Raw genomic sequence first — 14,923 nt, forward strand, 5'->3', positions numbered from 1 at the left:
CGAGAACATTAGTGGAACATTTGGTCTGCGAGTCTCGGGAGGGTTCACGATGTTGGTCAGCAAGGTGCGAGGGTATCTCAAGCGGACGGGTATGCCGCGAACGCAATTCGGGCGCTGCACGATCAACGACCCCCGGCTGGTCGACGATCTGATCGCCGGCCGCCAGCCGCGCCCGCACACGAAGGCGAAGATCGAAGCCTTCATCGAATCGCATCCGGAGGGCGTGCAGTGAGCGGCCGGGCGACCGCCGCGACGCGGCTGGAGCGGACGCTGGTCAGGCACGCGGCGGCAGGCGGCGTCGGGTTGACGATTGACGGGATGACGTCGACGCGCTGGGCGAGCGCGACCTTCGTCGGCGCGCGGCATCGGCTGGAGCTGACGGTGGCAGGGGCGACCGCACGGACGTGGCTGGACGATCTGTTGGAGGCCGATCTACCGATCCCCGGTCATCTGGTCGCGGACGTGGCGATGGTTCACCAGCGCCATGGTCCGGCGGGATCGACCGCGATCGTGGAAATGCTGACCGTCGAGGACGGGGGGTGAGGCCGTCGGCCCTAGGGGAACGGCGAAAGCGACCCCGGACAGGCCGAAGTTCCGGTAGGCGACGGGCTGCGACCCCGAAGGCTCCGGCCTGCGCCGAAACGCGATCGCAAGGATCTAGCGCGTGGCGAGCCGGCGAAGTTCGTCGAGCGTGCCGGCGACCGACGGCTTGGCGGCGTCGCCCTGGCGCCGCGCCGCAACGCCGCGTTCGAGCCGGTCGAGCAGCGCGTGAATCGTCGCATCGGTCCGCGGCGCGGCGATCGGGGCCGAATCGGCCTGGACCGCCGGGCGCGGCAGTTCGAACGCCTCGATCCGCTCGCCCGGTTCGAGGTCGGGCTTGATCGGCCGCGGCTGGAGCGGCGCGACGACAGGCTGGGGTTCGGCCGGCACCGGCGGAATCGCGGTAGGATCGAAGGCCGCGAGCGGAGCGTCCAGATCCTTGGGTAGCGCGCGCTCGACCGGCGGCGGAGCCGGCTGCGGCGCGACCGGCGCATCGTGGAACCAGGCGCCGAGTTCCTGCGCGGCGTTGAGCGGGGCGCGGGCCGGGGCGTCGGGATGCGCATCGGCCCGACGCAGGATCGGGGCGGGCGCGGCCGACTCGACGGTCGATACCGGCTTTGCCCGGGCGGCGCGCGGCCTCAGCGTGACCACGCCCTCCCCGCCGAAGGCCAGGAAGGCCGCGAGCCAGACGATGGCGCCGGCCGCACCGCCGGTGATCATCGCCAGCGCAACGCGCGCGGTATAGCCGAGCGGCGGTTCGGCCGCAGGCAGGATCGCCGGAATGCCGCTGTTCAGGACCAGCGCCTCGAGAGTCGCCGAGGGCAGGACCAGACAGATCGTCGCCGCGCACGTCGCCGCCGCGACGCCCAGCGACGGGGTCAGCGACAGCGTTACTGGCCGGTGAATCGGTAACGTAACCATGGGGTTGTCCTTACATCCTGGCTCGTCACCTTTTGGTAAACGGGGTCGTAGCGCGCAACATTGGTCGCCCAGTCGCGCTCCGCCTCGACGAAGGCGCGGCCGGCGGCGCGGCGCGCGTCCCAGCTCGACCGATCGGCGAAGACGCCGGCAACGGCGGCGGCCAGCGCCGCCGGATCGTCGGGCGCGAACAGGGTGCCGGTGATGCCGTCGCGGATCAGCTCGCGGTGCCCGCCGACGTCGGAAGCGGCGACCAACCGACGCTGCGCCATCGCCTCCAGCGGCTTCAGCGGCGTAACGAGATCGGTCAGGCGCATGTGGCGGCGCGGATAGACCAGCAGGTCGATGACGCCGTAATAGCGCACCACCTCGCTATGGGCGACGCGACCGACGAAGCGGATCGCGTCCGCCGCGCTCGACGCTGCAGCCTGCGCGCGCAACGCGCCTTCCATCGGACCGCCGCCGACCAGGACCAGTTTCAGCTTCGGTCGCCGCGCGACCAGATCGGGCATCGCAGCGATCAGATGATCGAGCCCTTCATAATCGTAGAAGCTCCCGACGAAGCCGATCGTCTCGCCCGACAGGCCCAGGTCCGCCGCCAGCGCGTCGTCGCGCGCGGGCGGTTCGCCGAACAGGGTCAGGTCGACGCCGTTGGGCGACACCATGATCTTGTCACCGTCGATTCCGCGCGCAATCAGGTCGCCGCGCAGCCCTTCGCAAATGACCGCGACCGCATCCGCCCGACGGACGGCGAACGTCTCCAGCGCGCGGGTCGCACGATATTTCGCCGAACCCTCGCGCCCCGTTCCATTGCCGACCGCCGCATCCTCCCAGAAGGCGCGAATCTCATAGACGATAGGAATGGCGCGCCGCGCCGACACGGCAAGGCCCGCCAGCGCATCGAGCACCGGCGAATGTGCGTGGAGCACGTCGGGGCGGAACTCGTCGACAACCTGACCGATGCGCCTGGCAAAGGCGGCGATCTCGGCGATCTCCCCCAGCGGCGCCGGCCAGCGGGGCGTGTAGGACGTGCGATAGAAATCGATTCCCTCGATCGTTTCGCGCGGCACGCGCGCATCACCGTGGCGCGGGCCGGTCACCGCGGCGACGACATGCCCGCGACGCATCTGCGCCGACAGGATCGCACGGGTGCGAAAAGTGTAGCCGCTGTGGAGCGGCAGACCGTGATCGAGCAGGTGAAGGATGCGCATCTCAGCGCGGGTCCTGCCATGCGGGTGTTTAACGTCGCGCTAACCCGACCGGGGTAATCACGATCCGTTCGTCCTGAGCCTGTCGGCGGACCGTTCTTCTTGACCGCGCGTCTCGCCGAAGAAGAGCGATGCTTCGACAGGCTCAGCACGAACGGTATTCCTTCGCAGGCCGGGCAACGCATGATCGACAATTTCTCGCTCGGCCTGACGCATGGCCTGATGGCACTGGCGGTCTGGTATCTGCTCCGCCGCCCCGACCTCGATCGCGAGGGCACCGCAGGCGACGACACCCGCGCGCCCAAGCGATCGAAATGGGGGCGCCGCGATGCGTGACCTCGTCTTCGTCGCCTTCCTGGGCGCCTTCTTCGCGGCGGGCTTTCGGCGGCCGTTCATTTTCGTGCTGGCCTATGTCTACATCGACATCGTCTCGCCGCAGCGGCTGACCTATTATCTGCTGAACGCCGTGCCGATCTCGGCGATGGCGGTCGCTCTGGCGATCGGGGCCTGGCTGGCGGTCGACGACAAATCCGACACGCGGCTCGCCCCGCGCCAGGGGCTGCTTGCGATCCTGCTGCTCTACTGCTGGTACACGACCATTCACGCCGATTTCCCGGTCGACGCTCTGTCGAAATGGGAATGGGTTTGGAAAGCGCTGGCCTTTGCAATCTTTCTGCCGCTGACGCTGCGCACCAAACTCAGGATCGAGGCGCTGCTGCTGTTCATGATCCTGTCGGCAGCGTCGATCATCATCGTCGGCGGGATCAAGACCTTGGGCTCGGGCGGCGGGTACGGCCAGCTCAACCTGATGGTCGACAACAACTCCGGGCTTTACGAGGGCTCGACCATCTCGATGGTCGCGATTGCGATCATCCCCATCATCCTGTGGTTCACGAAGTTCGGGACCATTTTCATCCCCGACTGGCGGGTGAAGGCGTTCAGCTTCGCGCTGATCTTCGCCTGCCTGCTGATCCCCATCGGCACGTCGACCCGGACCGGCCTGCTGTGCATCGGCCTGCTCGCGGTGCTGCTGCTGCGCGATACCAAGCGGCGCATCCTCTACCTCAGCCTGATGGCCGCGGCCACCCTGGCGGCGGTGCCGTTCCTGCCGTCGTCGTTCACCGAACGCATGGGGACGATCAAGACCTACCAGGCCGATGCCTCGGCCTCGACCCGCCTCGCGGTGTGGCAGTGGACGATGGACTATGTGAAGACCCACCCGATGGGCGGCGGGTTCGAGGCGTATCGCCAGAACAAGATCCGCTATGACAAGGTGAAGGTCGAAGGCGCGCCCGCCAACGCCACCGTCGACACGCAGCTGGAGGTCGATTCGGGCCGCGCCTATCATAGCGCCTATTTCGAGATGCTGGGCGAACAGGGCTATTTCGGGCTCGGCCTGTGGCTGCTCATCCAGGTGATCGGCCTGCTCCGGATGGAAGTGCTGCGTCGCCGGTACGCGAGGGAGACGGGCGAGCTCGCCTGGGTCGCGCCGCTGGCGGCCGCGTTGCAGAACGCACATTTCGTCTATCTGCTCGGCGCAGCCTTTATCGCCATTGCCTTCCAGCCCTTCGTCTACATGCTGATCGGCGCGCAGATCGGGCTCGACACCTATGTCGCGCGCAAGCGCAGCGAGACGGCGTGGGTCGGCTTCGGCAAGCGCCGCACGGTGACGGCACCGGCATGACCGAGCTGCGTGCGCTGACCAGCGTCCGCGGAATCGCCGCGTGGCTGGTCGTGCTGTACCATATCCGCGCGTCGATCGCGGGGCTGCCCGCGCAGGTCGTCCACGCCCTGTCCTACGGCTATCTTGCGGTCGATTTCTTCTTTCTGCTGTCGGGCTTCGTGATCTGGCTGGCCTGGGGCGCGCGGCTTCGCGAGGGCGGGCCCGGCACGGCGGCCGAGTTCCTGCGGCGGCGCATCGCGCGAATCTGGCCGCTCCACGCGGTCGTGCTGACCGGCACCGTGCTGATGGCGGTCGCGCTCGCTGCAACGGGGCGTACGAACCCTGAGCAATATCCCTTCGCCGATCTGCCGCTCCATTATCTGCTCGTCCAGAATTGGGGGCTCGCCGATCTCGCCTGGAACGACCCGGCGTGGTCGATCAGCTGCGAATTGTTCGCCTATCTGCTGTTCGTCGCTGTTGCCGGCGCGATCGACCTGCGGCGGCTTTCGACGCCGGCGCTGATCGCAGCGGCGGTCGGACTATTGGTCGTGCTGCATGGCGTGTTCCGGGTGCGCGGCCTCGCCCATCTGGGTGATCTCATTCCGCAGATGGGGATCATCCGCTGCGTACTGCAATTCGCCTGCGGTGCGACGATCGCGGCACTATGGCTGCGGTGGCGGGACCGGTCGCGGGTGCCGGCCGTAAGCGCGGCCTGTATCGCGGTGGCCGCCGCCGTGCTGACGTTGAGCGGATGGGTGCCCGAGACGCTGGGCGTGCCGCTCGCCTTCGCCGCGCTGCTGCTGATGCTCGCACTCACCGCCGGGATACCCGGAAACCCGGTGGAGGGGCGCATGCTCCACTACCTCGGCGAGATCAGTTTCGCGACCTATCTGGCGCATTATCCGCTGTGGACCGCGTTCAAGCTGGTCTTCGTGCGCGATGCCGACGCCGTGCCCCCCCGCCTGATCGCGCTCTACCTCGCCATGGTGCTGGTGGCGTCGGTCATCCTCTATCATGGCGTCGAGCGCCCGGCGCAGCGTGCGATCAATGGGTGGCGCCGCCGCGAAACCGCGACCGCCTGAGTCAGCCCGCCGCCGGCTTCGATCGCGCCGCGACCATCGACCCCGCGACGATCGCAACGGCACCGGCGATGGTCCAGGGCGACAGCGTCTCGCCAAACACCAGCCAGCCGAGCGCCGCAGCCCAGACGAACGACGTATATTCGGTCGGCGCCAGGTAACTTGCCGGCCCGTGGCGATAGGCCCAGCCCAGCAGCAGCAGCGACGTGACGGCCAGCACCGCGGCGCCGGCGATGACCGGCCAGTGTTCGGGCCCCGGCACGCTCGCGAACCACGGCGCGGCGGGCGCCAGGCAGGCGCCGACGATGACGCTCTGCCAGAAGGCGACTTCCACCGGTTCCGCCACCTGCGCCTGGGCGCGCATCAGGACGATGTTGAACGCATAGCAGACCGCGCTGGCCAACACCGCGATCGTGCCGTCGATCGCGTCGGCACCCAGATCGGCGCGCGCTTGCCCGGTCAGGATCAGTCCGACGCCGACCGCGGCACAGGCGCAGGCGATGATCGATCCGCGCGGCACCCGTTCCTTCAGGATCGCGGCGGCGAGGAACAGCGACAGGATCGGGGCGATGAATGCGAGCGCGATCGCCTGCGCCATCGGCACGCGCGCCAGCCCCCAGAAAAAGGCCAGCGCCATCACCGTAGACACCAGCCCGCGGACGATATGCAGCCGCATCGCCGGCCGCGACGGCCACGGGCTGCGCACCGTTGCATAGAGCGCCCCCGACACCAGGATACCGGCGAGCGAACGCCACAGTATCGTCGTATAGACGCCCAGCGCGATGACCAGGCCTTTCATGACCGCGTCCATGCCGGAAAACACGAGGATGCCGAGTGCCGCTGCGGCGAAGGCGAGCGGCAGTGGCACAGGCCTGCTATTGGTCGTCATCGCCCCTCCCCGGCCGGTTCGCGGGCGGCTATAGCAGCGTGATGTCTGCGCACCAGCCGACCATCGGCAACCGCCTTGCCCCGCCTCGCTTCCTCGCCTTTTGTGGCATCGCGCTCGTCGCCGTGCCGCTGGCGATTGCGCGCTCCGACTGGTCGACGGGCACGATGGTCGGCTTCGACATCGCCGCAGCGGTCTTCCTCGTCTCGATCGTGCCCTTGCTGCGACGGGCCGACAGTGCCGCGATCCGCGCATCGGCGGCGCGTAACGACGCCAACCGGGCGATGCTGCTGGCGCTTACCGCCGCGACCTCGCTTGCGATCCTGGCAGCGGTGACCGGCGAATTGATCGCAAAGGGCGCAGTGCCAGCACCGAAGATCGCGCTGGTGCTGACGACGCTGGCGCTGTCCTGGCTGTTCGCCAACACCGTCTATGCGCTGCACTATGCCCACATGTTCTACCGCCGCGACGAGGAGCAGGGCGGGGACGAGGGCGGGCTGGACTTTCCGGGCTGCGACGAGCCCGACTATTCGGACTTCCTCTATTTCGCCTTCACGCTCGGCATGACGTTCCAGACCAGCGACGTCAGCATCACCGATCGCAGCCTGCGCCGGACGGTGACGGTCCACAGCCTGGCGGCGTTTGTCTTCAACCTCGGGATCGTGGCGTTCACGATCAACGTGCTGGGGGGTGGCTGACCCTCCGAATATCGACTATATTCCGAGGTAGTACCGGAGACTATAGATGGCGACTTCGCTGAAGATCGACGACGTGACCAAGGACCGGATCCGCCGTTTGGCCGATGCCCGCGAACGCACGCCACATTGGATTATGCGCGAAGCGATACGCGAGTATCTCGAGCGCGAAGAGGCACGGGAAAGCTTCGTCGCCGACGCGGTGCTTGCTTGGGAGGGCTATCGTGAAACCGGGCGGCATCTGTCGGGTGACGACGCGTTCGCCTGGCTTGCGACCTGGGGCACCCCGGGCGAGCGGCCGGCGCCAAAGTGCCGCGACTGATCCTGACCGAACGCGCCGTTGCGGATGTCGAGCGGTGCCGCCTGTTTCTGTCCGCCCGAGACGAAGCCGCTTCGGCGCGGGCAGCAGCATCGATAGCGGCAGCGCTTCGCAAACTGACGGAAGCGCCGGTCATCGGCCGCCCGCTGCGCACCCACCCGCCTTTTCGCGAACTCGTCATTCCCTTCGGCACGACCGGATATGTCGCGCTCTATGTACACGATGTCGCTGATGACGCGGTCGTCAGCCTCGCGCTCCGCCATCAGCGCGAAGCAGGCTATTGAGGGGGTTGGGAGCCAATGCCCACCTTGGCGAGTCGAAAACCGCGACTTTGAATCCCGTACACAGCGCCACCGACGCAGCGGTAGGTGAGTGTTTCATAGCCCACGATTTCGATGACATACCGCTTTGCATCGTACCGCGACAGCACGGCCGAAACCGCCGTATCGTCGCGTTGATCGACGCGGTCCTTGCCGATCGTCATCATGCACGTATCGCCAGCCTGATGCAGCTTGATGCGCAGAACGGATGGTCCGGCCTCTGCGAACGCGAGCAGGGCCGCCCAGGCGATCATGCCGCCTGCGCCGGCGCTCCGCTCGCTTCCATCTCCGCGGCCTTCGCCTCGACCAGCTTGACGATGTGGTCGAGCATGTCGGCATCCTCGACCGTATGATCGGTCACGCCCGACAGATAGACCATGTGCTTGCCGTTGCCGCCGCCGGTGAGTCCAATGTCGGTTTCGCGCGCTTCGCCGGGGCCGTTGACGACGCAGCCGAGGACCGACAGCGACAGCGGCGTGCGGATGTGCTGCAGGCGGTCTTCCAGTGCCTGGACGGTGCGGATCACGTCGAAGCCCTGCCGTGCGCACGACGGACACGACACGACGCGGACGCCGCGGTTGCGGATACCCAAAGCCTTCAGGATTTCGAAGCCGACGCGCACCTCTTCCTCCGGCTCGGCCGACAGCGACACGCGGATGGTGTCGCCGATGCCGAACCACAACAGGCTGCCGATGCCGATTGCCGACTTGACCGTACCTCCGACGAATCCGCCGGCTTCGGTGATTCCCAGGTGCAGCGGGCAATCGACCGCTTCGGCGAGCTGCTGGTAGGCGGCGACCGCCAGGAAGATGTCGCTCGCTTTCACCGCCACCTTGAATTCGTGGAAATCATGGTCCTGCAGCAGCTTGATATGGTCGAGCGCGCTTTCGACCAGCGCTTCCGGACAAGGCTCGCCATATTTCTCGAGCAGGTCCTTCTCGAGGCTGCCGGCATTCACGCCGATGCGGATCGCGCAGCCATTGGCCTTGGCGGCGTTGACGACTTCCTTCACCCGCTCGGACGACCCGATGTTGCCCGGGTTGATCCGCAGGCAGGCCGCGCCCGCGTCGGCAGCCTCCAGCGCGCGCTTGTAGTGGAAGTGGATGTCGGCGACGATCGGCACGCGCGAGGCGCGGACGATGCCCTTGAGCGCCGCGGTGCTTTCGACGTCGGGGCAGCTGACGCGGATGATGTCGACGCCGGCATCCTCGCAACGGCGGATCTGGTCGATCGTCGCCACCGCGTCGCTGGTCGGGGTGTTGGTCATCGTCTGCACGGTAACCGGCGCATCGCCACCGACGGGGACGTTGCCGACCATGATCTGGCGGCTGGGGCGGCGCACGATATCGCGCCAGGGACGAACGGACATGGGATTGGATTCCTGTGGGGCTCGCGGGCCATATAGCGTCCCGGCGAAACGAGCGTAAGCCTCTCCCACTTTTGGTGGTGTCCGGGTGGCCCGCCCGGTCCAAACCCGCTACCGGCCGGGAATGGCACGACATTACGGCATGGACTGGTTGCGGATCGGGGCGTTCGCGCTGTTGATCCTCTACCACATCGCCATGGTGTTCGTACCGTGGCCCTATCATGTGAAGGCGGTACGGACGGTCGATTGGGTAACGGTGCCGATGGCGCTGACCAGCCCCTGGCGCCTGACCCTGCTGTTTCTCGTCTCGGGCTATGCCAGTCGCGCGATCGTTACCCGGTCGCCCGGACTGTGGCGCTTCGTCCGCTCCCGCACCAGCCGCCTGCTGCTGCCGCTGGCGTTCGGCATCGCCATCATCGTGCCGCCCCAGGCCTGGGTCGAACTCGTCACCCAGCATGGCTATACCCGCGGCTATCTGCATTTCTGGGCGAGCGAGTTCTTCGATTTCGATACGCTCGCCGGGACCATCCTGCCGACCTGGAACCATCTGTGGTTCGTCGGTTACCTGTGGATCTACACGCTCGCGCTCGCGCTGCTGCTCGCCCTGCCACGACCGCGGGCCTTGCAGGTCGGGTTCGACCGGCTGTTCGGCGGGGTCAGCGTCCTGTGGCTGCCGATCCTCTACCTGCTGCTGGCCCAGGTGTTCGTGTTCACGCGCTGGACCGATACGCACGACGTGCTGCACGACGGCATTGCGCACCTGGGCTTCTTCCCGGCGTTCGTCTTCGGCTTCCTGCTCGCCGCTGCGCCCAACACGATGGCGGCGCTGGTACGATGGCGCTGGGTGTCGCTCGCGCTTGCCGCTGCCAGCTTCGCGATCGTCGGCGGAGTCGCGCTGGTCTGGCCCGGTGTCAGTTCGCCGCCGCAATGGATCGCCGACCAGACGCTATGGGCGCGGCAGGTCCAGTGCTGGGCGACGATCGCCGCCCTGATCGGTATCGCCGAGGCCCATTTGAACCGCGATCACCCCGCCCGCGCACTGCTGGCGGAGGCGGTGTTTCCCTTCTACCTCGTCCACCAGACGATCATCGTCGTCGTCGGCTATTGGCTGCGGTCGACGAACCTGCCGCTGTGGTCGCAGTTCCTGGTCCTGCTGGTGACAACCTGCGCCGGCTGCTGGGCCTTCTACCGCATCGGCCGCGACGTGCGGCTGTTGCGTCCGCTGATCGGCCTCAGGCCCCGCCCCGCCGCCGCCGCCCGGCACACCCCGCACCCGTCCTTCTGACCTCGGAGCCCCGCGAATGACCGCCTCCTCCCCTGCGCCTGCCGCCACCGGCTGGGCGATCGCCGTTCACGGCGGCGCCGGCATCATCCCGCGTGGGCAGCTGACCCCGGAGCAGGACGCCGCGGCCCGTGCCGGGCTGAACGCGGCGCTCGATGCGGGGCAGGCGATCCTGGCGGCGGGCGGCAGCGCGCTCGACGCGGTCGAGGCCGCGGTGCGCGTTCTGGAGGACGATCCCGCCTTCAACGCCGGTCGCGGCGCGGTCTTTACCTATGAGGGCACGCAGGAGCTCGACGCCGCGATCATGGACGGCCGCACGCGTGCCGCCGGGGCCGTGGCCGGAGTCACCGCGACGAAAAACCCCGTCCGCCTCGCCCGCGCGGTGATGGACCATAGCCCCCACGTCCTGCTGGCCGGCAGCGGCGCCGACGCGTTCAGCCGCGACCAGGGGCTGGAGCAGGTCGGGCCCGACTGGTTCGCCATCCCCGAGCGACGCGACCAGCTCGAACGGATGAAGGCGAGCTCCGCGACCGGCTTCGACGTCGACATGAAATACGGCACGGTCGGGGCGGTCGCGTGCGATGCCGAGGGGCATGTCGCCGCGGCGACCTCGACCGGCGGGGTGACCGGCAAGCGCTGGGGACGCATCGGCGACTCACCCCTGATCGGGGCCGGAACCTTCGCCGACGATCGCGCGGGCGCCGTCAGCGCGACCGGATCGGGCGAGTTCTTCATTCGCGCGGGCGTCGCGCACGAAATCTGCGCCCGCGTGCGATTCCTCGGCGAAACCCTGCAAGCCGCCGGCGACGTGGTCATGGCCGAAACCCGCGCGCTGGGCGGCACCGGCGGAATCATCCTGACCGGCCCGACCGGCGAGATCGCATGGAGCATGACGACGTCGGGCATGTACCGCGGCAAGGCGTCGGCGCGCGGAGACAGGGTCGTGGCGATCTACGGCGACGAGGCGTGAACCGCTCCATCCCGAAACGGGCTGCACGGCGCTGATCCGGCCCCAATGTCATCGACGACGACGCCTGCGCCGCCAGAGCAGGCCTGGCTGGAGCGCTTTGTTCGCGGCCCCACCCCTTCGCATTTTTACGTAATTTCGCGTTAATCCCGTTTGAACGGAAATCTGTCAAAAAGGAGTCGCAAGCGACTAGATTATTGAGATAAATTATGGCCTGGAGCCGCCGAAAGCCTAACGATCCGACGCAGCGCGGCATTCTGATGCGGTTGCTTCGCGACGTCCGAGGCAACACCCTGGCCATCATGACCGCGACGCTGATCCCGCTTGCCGGTCTGGTCGGTGGCGGCATCGACCTCAGCCGGATGTATATTCTGAAGACCCGCCTGCAGCATGCGTGCGATGCGGGCTCGCTGGCCGGTCGCAAGTCGATGGGCGGCGGCAACTGGTCGTTCAACAATTACTATGCCCGCACCCAGGCCGAGAAATTCTTCGACGCCAATTTCCAAAGCGGGTCGTTCGCCTCGACGGGCCTGATCCGCACCTTCACCGAAGAGGCCGGCAAGGTGACCGGCACCGCGCAGGCGACGATCCCGATGACGTTGATGCGGATCTTCGGCAAGACCAGCGAAGACATCGCGGTCAGCTGCGACGCCGAAATGCGGCTGCCCAACACCGACGTCATGTTCGTGCTCGATACCACCGGGTCGATGAACGACCCGCAGCCCGGCGACATCGTCAACAAGATGTCGGCGCTGAAGACCGCGGTGAAGTGCTTTTACGAAATCGTGGCGAAGATCGACAGCAACGCGACCTGCACCACCGGCGTGCCGTCGGGGGGGACCAGCGATCAGGTCCAGATCCGCTTCGGCTTCGTCCCCTATGCGACCAACGTCAACGTCGGGCGGCTGTTGCCGACCAATTGGTTCGTCGACAGCTGGACCTATCAGACGCGCGAGGCGCAATTCACCAATCAGACGACCACGTCGTCGACCACGCCGTCGGTGACGGGCACGACCTTCGTCAATCCCGACCCCCAGGGCTATTTCGACTATCAGGGCGTCGGCTTTATCTCGTCATCGAGCTGTACGAATTACGCCGTTCCGCCCCAGACGGCGTTCGAGGCGATCGGCGTGGAAGGTCCGCAGGTCGAACGGACGACCACCGGCGGAAATCCGGAAACCATAACCTGGGCCACCTATCAGTACGGCCGCGTCTACGTCTTCAAGACGCGGCGCACCCAGGGCGGATATTGCTGGATCCAGCGCCAGGAAATCCGCGGCGACCTGCGGCGTCAATATTCGCAGACCCGGTCATCGACGACGGCGACCGTCTTCAGCGGTTGGCGCTACGCCGCGCTGCCCGTCACCGTCAGCCTGCTGAAGAACGGGACCGACTGGCGCGACAGCTTCCAATGGCCGATCGGCGCAAATGGCACCGCCGCCACGATCAGCTGGAAAGGCTGTATCGAGGAACGCGATACGGTGCGTCAGACCAGCTACGATCCGATCCCGTCGGGGGCAAAGGATCTCGACATCGACCTGATCCCCAGCAGCGACGCCACCCGGTGGAAGCCGGCGCTGCCCGACCTGCTCTATGCCCGCGGATCCTTCCTCGGGTACGACGACCCGAGCTTCATTTTCGGGCCGGTCAATCGGTCGGCGACCGACAGCAGCTATTCGCGGCCGTATTCCGCCTTCTGCCCGCAGGCGGCGCGCAAGATGCAATCCTACGGCGCCGGCAGCGACTTCGACAGCTATGTCGATTCGCTCTTCCCCGAAGGCAACACCTATCATGACATCGGCCTGCTGTGGGGTGCGCGGCTGATGTCGCCGACCGGCATCTTCGGCAGCGAAAATGCCAAGACCGCGCGGGGCGGCGACATCGAACGGCACATGATCTTCATGACCGACGGCGACGCCTGCGCGCAATCCTACGACTATACCGCGTACGGCTATAACTGGTGGGATCGACGCCAGACCTCGGCCAGCAGCGCTCCTACCGGCGGCTGCACGTTCAACGCCTTCACGCTGGTCGAACAGGTCAACAAGCGGACCGAGGCGCTGTGCAGCGCGATCAAGAACAAGAACATCACCTTGTGGGTCGTCGCGTTCGGCACGCTGGCACCGGAGACGATCACCCGCCTGACCACATGCGCATCGTCGGGCAAATATTTCACCGCGGCCAACTCGGCCGAATTGCAGCAGACGTTCAAGACGATCGCCGAACAGATATCACAGCTCAGACTGTCCCGGTGAGGCACGTCGACCAGGTGGGGTGAAACGCCACGAGCAGACGAGGCGGCCGTCGGAAGCGCCCCTGATCGCCCGGTCAGGCGCTTTCGCCGATCCGTCGAATGGACCCGACCAGCAAGAGCACGGCGAGTGCCGCGAAAAGCGCGGATCCCGCCACCAGCGCAAGGACGAGATCGAACGACCCGGTTTCCTTCAGGATATACCCGATCAGGATCGGCGTGACGATGGAGGAGAGGTTGCCGAACATGTTGAAGATGCCCCCCGACAGGCCGGCGCTGTCGCGCGGGGCGACGTCGCTCATGATCGCCCAGCCCAGGGCGCCGATACCTTTGCCGAAGAACGCCAGGCTCATGAACACGAGGATCATGGTGTTCGACTGTGCCGTGATGCAGCCGAGGATCATCAGCGCCAGGATCATGCCGCTCACCACCGGGATCTTTCGCGCCGCCGTCAGGCTGTAGCCGCGCCGCAGCAGCCAGTCCGAAAGGACGCCGCCCAGCACGCCGCCGATGAAGCCGCAAATTGCCGGCACGGTGGCGAACAGCCCCGCCTTGACCACCGACAGTCCGCGCTCCTCGACGAGATACACCGGGAACCAGGTGATGAAGAAATAGGTCAGAGTGTTGATGAAGAATTGCGCGAGGTAGAGCCCCCAGAGCGTGCGATGCCCCAGCAGCACGCGCAATTTGCGCCCCAGCTCACCGTCTTGCCGGGCGCCCGTGTGGGGAGCCTGACGCAAGGCGCCGCCGGCTTCGATCATCGCACGTTCGGGCGCGCCCAGACGGGGGTGATCTTCCGGATCGCGCACCACCCTCGTCCAGACCACGGCTGCGATCAGCCCGGCCACGCCCATGAAAACGAACACCCATGGCCAGCCGAAGCCGGCGATGATCCACCCCATGATCGGCGCGAACAGTACGGTTGCGAAATACTGCGCCGAATTGAAGATCGCGCTGGCCGTGCCGCGTTCGGCCGAGGGAAACCAGGCAGCGACCAGGCGGGCGTTGCCGGGAAACGAAGGCGCCTCCGCCACGCCGACCAGGAAGCGGAAGGCGAACAGGGTGGTGATCGCGGTCGCGCCGCTCAGCCACACCACGCCGCCCTGTGCCATCGTGAAGAGCGACCAGACGATGATGGCGATCAGGTAGACGCGAGGCGTACCGAACCGGTCGAGCAGCCAGCCACCGGGGACCTGCGACGCGACATAGGCCCAGCCGAAGGCCGAGAACACGATGCCGAGTTGCAGCTTGTCGATGCCCAGGTCGAGCGATAGCGATGGTGCCGCCAGCGACAGCGTCGCGCGGTCGGCGTAATTGATGACGGTGACGGCAAAGAGCACCGCCAACACGCCCCAACGGACACGTCCGACCTTCTGCGATTCCGGCATCTATCCCGCTCCTGTCGAGCCTGTTGCCGTCGATTCCCGTC

17 protein-coding genes are annotated in these 14,923 nt (G+C 66.9%); 11 read left to right on the forward strand and 6 right to left on the reverse strand.

Annotated elements, in window-relative coordinates; genetic code table 11:
• Window positions 1–49: 49 nt before the first annotated feature.
• Together JW805_12395 and JW805_12400 are read left to right on the forward strand one after the other, a co-directional pair.
• On the forward strand, window positions 50–232 hold the full coding sequence (locus tag JW805_12395; GenBank protein ID MBN2972816.1) for a hypothetical protein: 183 nt from the start codon (window positions 50–52) through the stop codon (window positions 230–232).
• On the forward strand, window positions 229–543 hold the full coding sequence (locus JW805_12400) for a hypothetical protein (GenBank protein ID MBN2972817.1): 315 nt from the start codon (window positions 229–231) through the stop codon (window positions 541–543). Before JW805_12395 ends, JW805_12400 begins: the two co-directional genes overlap by 4 nt.
• A 114-nt stretch (window positions 544–657) precedes the next feature.
• On the opposite strand, the gene JW805_12405 is transcribed toward JW805_12400, so the two are convergent.
• Complete coding sequence (locus JW805_12405; protein ID MBN2972818.1) at window positions 658–1,461, reverse strand: hypothetical protein; 804 nt, start codon at window positions 1,459–1,461, stop codon at window positions 658–660.
• Window positions 1,431–2,669, reverse strand: coding sequence for a glycosyltransferase, exosortase A system-associated (locus tag JW805_12410; GenBank protein MBN2972819.1), 1,239 nt, complete (start codon window positions 2,667–2,669; stop codon window positions 1,431–1,433). Before JW805_12410 ends, JW805_12405 begins: the two co-directional genes overlap by 31 nt.
• A gap of 99 nt (window positions 2,670–2,768) precedes the next feature.
• Here JW805_12410 and JW805_12415 point away from each other — a divergent pair, with 99 nt between their 5' ends.
• From JW805_12415 to JW805_12425, 3 genes are read left to right on the forward strand one after another with little or no spacing between them, the layout of a single operon-like run.
• On the forward strand, window positions 2,769–3,002 hold the full coding sequence (locus JW805_12415) for a hypothetical protein (GenBank protein ID MBN2972820.1): 234 nt from the start codon (window positions 2,769–2,771) through the stop codon (window positions 3,000–3,002).
• On the forward strand, window positions 2,995–4,350 hold the full coding sequence (locus JW805_12420) for a putative O-glycosylation ligase, exosortase A system-associated (protein MBN2972821.1): 1,356 nt from the start codon (window positions 2,995–2,997) through the stop codon (window positions 4,348–4,350). Before JW805_12415 ends, JW805_12420 begins: the two co-directional genes overlap by 8 nt.
• Window positions 4,347–5,411: an acyltransferase gene (locus JW805_12425; GenBank protein ID MBN2972822.1), complete on the forward strand. Its 1,065-nt coding sequence runs from the start codon at window positions 4,347–4,349 to the stop codon at window positions 5,409–5,411. The genes JW805_12420 and JW805_12425 overlap by 4 nt, the downstream gene beginning before the upstream one ends.
• A gap of 1 nt (window position 5,412) precedes the next feature.
• Here the strand turns inward: JW805_12425 and JW805_12430 are convergent, their stop codons facing one another.
• A complete protein-coding gene (locus JW805_12430; protein MBN2972823.1) occupies window positions 5,413–6,276 on the reverse strand; it encodes a DMT family transporter in 864 nt (287 codons plus the stop codon).
• On the opposite strand from JW805_12430, the gene JW805_12435 reads away from it, so the two are divergent.
• From JW805_12435 to JW805_12445, 3 genes are read left to right on the forward strand one after another with little or no spacing between them, the layout of a single operon-like run.
• Window positions 6,270–6,992, forward strand: a complete 723-nt coding sequence (locus tag JW805_12435; protein MBN2972824.1) for a DUF1345 domain-containing protein — start codon at window positions 6,270–6,272, stop codon at window positions 6,990–6,992. The two genes, JW805_12430 and JW805_12435, sit on opposite strands and share 7 nt — an antisense overlap.
• Before the next feature lie 46 nt (window positions 6,993–7,038).
• Window positions 7,039–7,311, forward strand: a complete 273-nt coding sequence (locus JW805_12440) for a CopG family ribbon-helix-helix protein (protein ID MBN2972825.1) — start codon at window positions 7,039–7,041, stop codon at window positions 7,309–7,311.
• On the forward strand, window positions 7,299–7,592 hold the full coding sequence (locus JW805_12445; protein MBN2972826.1) for a type II toxin-antitoxin system RelE/ParE family toxin: 294 nt from the start codon (window positions 7,299–7,301) through the stop codon (window positions 7,590–7,592). The genes JW805_12440 and JW805_12445 overlap by 13 nt, the downstream gene beginning before the upstream one ends.
• Here JW805_12445 and JW805_12450 read toward each other — a convergent pair.
• Window positions 7,586–7,882, reverse strand: a complete 297-nt coding sequence (locus JW805_12450; protein MBN2972827.1) for a hypothetical protein — start codon at window positions 7,880–7,882, stop codon at window positions 7,586–7,588. The two genes, JW805_12445 and JW805_12450, sit on opposite strands and share 7 nt — an antisense overlap.
• Window positions 7,879–8,997 carry a flavodoxin-dependent (E)-4-hydroxy-3-methylbut-2-enyl-diphosphate synthase gene (gene ispG / locus JW805_12455; protein ID MBN2972828.1) on the reverse strand — a complete coding sequence of 373 codons (1,119 nt, stop codon included), beginning with the start codon at window positions 8,995–8,997 and terminating at the stop codon, window positions 7,879–7,881. The genes JW805_12450 and ispG overlap by 4 nt, the downstream gene beginning before the upstream one ends.
• A 121-nt stretch (window positions 8,998–9,118) precedes the next feature.
• Between ispG and JW805_12460 the strand changes: the two genes are divergently transcribed.
• The 3 genes from JW805_12460 (at window position 9,119) to JW805_12470 (ending at window position 13,498) form a co-directional block, all read left to right on the forward strand.
• Window positions 9,119–10,279, forward strand: a complete 1,161-nt coding sequence (locus JW805_12460) for an acyltransferase (GenBank protein ID MBN2972829.1) — start codon at window positions 9,119–9,121, stop codon at window positions 10,277–10,279.
• 16 nt (window positions 10,280–10,295) lie between these two features.
• Entirely contained in the window at window positions 10,296–11,246 is a 951-nt protein-coding gene (locus tag JW805_12465; GenBank protein ID MBN2972830.1) for an isoaspartyl peptidase/L-asparaginase, read from the forward strand.
• A 206-nt stretch (window positions 11,247–11,452) separates the two neighbouring features.
• The gene (locus JW805_12470; protein MBN2972831.1) at window positions 11,453–13,498 is read left to right on the forward strand and encodes a Tad domain-containing protein; all 2,046 of its coding nucleotides are present in this window, start codon (window positions 11,453–11,455) and stop codon (window positions 13,496–13,498) included.
• A gap of 73 nt (window positions 13,499–13,571) precedes the next feature.
• Here JW805_12470 and JW805_12475 read toward each other — a convergent pair whose 3' ends face one another.
• Window positions 13,572–14,882 carry an MFS transporter gene (locus JW805_12475; GenBank protein ID MBN2972832.1) on the reverse strand — a complete coding sequence of 437 codons (1,311 nt, stop codon included), beginning with the start codon at window positions 14,880–14,882 and terminating at the stop codon, window positions 13,572–13,574.
• Window positions 14,883–14,923: the final 41 nt, after the last annotated feature.

This window comes from Roseomonas aeriglobus (assembly GCA_016937575.1).
GTDB lineage: Bacteria > Pseudomonadota > Alphaproteobacteria > Sphingomonadales > Sphingomonadaceae > Sphingomonas > Sphingomonas aerigloba.

What these genes read in the sequence shown, in the direction of transcription:
- JW805_12395 (MBN2972816.1), top strand. Translation starts at nt 50, where the DNA reads ATGTTGGTCAGCAAGGTGCGAGGGTATCTCAAGCGGACGGGTATGCCG.
- JW805_12405 (MBN2972818.1), bottom strand. Translation starts at nt 1,461, where the DNA reads ATGGTTACGTTACCGATTCACCGGCCAGTAACGCTGTCGCTGACCCCG.
- JW805_12410 (MBN2972819.1), bottom strand. Translation starts at nt 2,669, where the DNA reads ATGCGCATCCTTCACCTGCTCGATCACGGTCTGCCGCTCCACAGCGGC.
- JW805_12420 (MBN2972821.1), top strand. Translation starts at nt 2,995, where the DNA reads ATGCGTGACCTCGTCTTCGTCGCCTTCCTGGGCGCCTTCTTCGCGGCG.
- JW805_12425 (MBN2972822.1), top strand. Translation starts at nt 4,347, where the DNA reads ATGACCGAGCTGCGTGCGCTGACCAGCGTCCGCGGAATCGCCGCGTGG.
- JW805_12440 (MBN2972825.1), top strand. Translation starts at nt 7,039, where the DNA reads ATGGCGACTTCGCTGAAGATCGACGACGTGACCAAGGACCGGATCCGC.
- JW805_12450 (MBN2972827.1), bottom strand. Translation starts at nt 7,882, where the DNA reads ATGATCGCCTGGGCGGCCCTGCTCGCGTTCGCAGAGGCCGGACCATCC.
- ispG (MBN2972828.1), bottom strand. Translation starts at nt 8,997, where the DNA reads ATGTCCGTTCGTCCCTGGCGCGATATCGTGCGCCGCCCCAGCCGCCAG.
- JW805_12460 (MBN2972829.1), top strand. Translation starts at nt 9,119, where the DNA reads ATGGCACGACATTACGGCATGGACTGGTTGCGGATCGGGGCGTTCGCG.
- JW805_12465 (MBN2972830.1), top strand. Translation starts at nt 10,296, where the DNA reads ATGACCGCCTCCTCCCCTGCGCCTGCCGCCACCGGCTGGGCGATCGCC.
- JW805_12470 (MBN2972831.1), top strand. Translation starts at nt 11,453, where the DNA reads ATGGCCTGGAGCCGCCGAAAGCCTAACGATCCGACGCAGCGCGGCATT.
- JW805_12475 (MBN2972832.1), bottom strand. Translation starts at nt 14,882, where the DNA reads ATGCCGGAATCGCAGAAGGTCGGACGTGTCCGTTGGGGCGTGTTGGCG.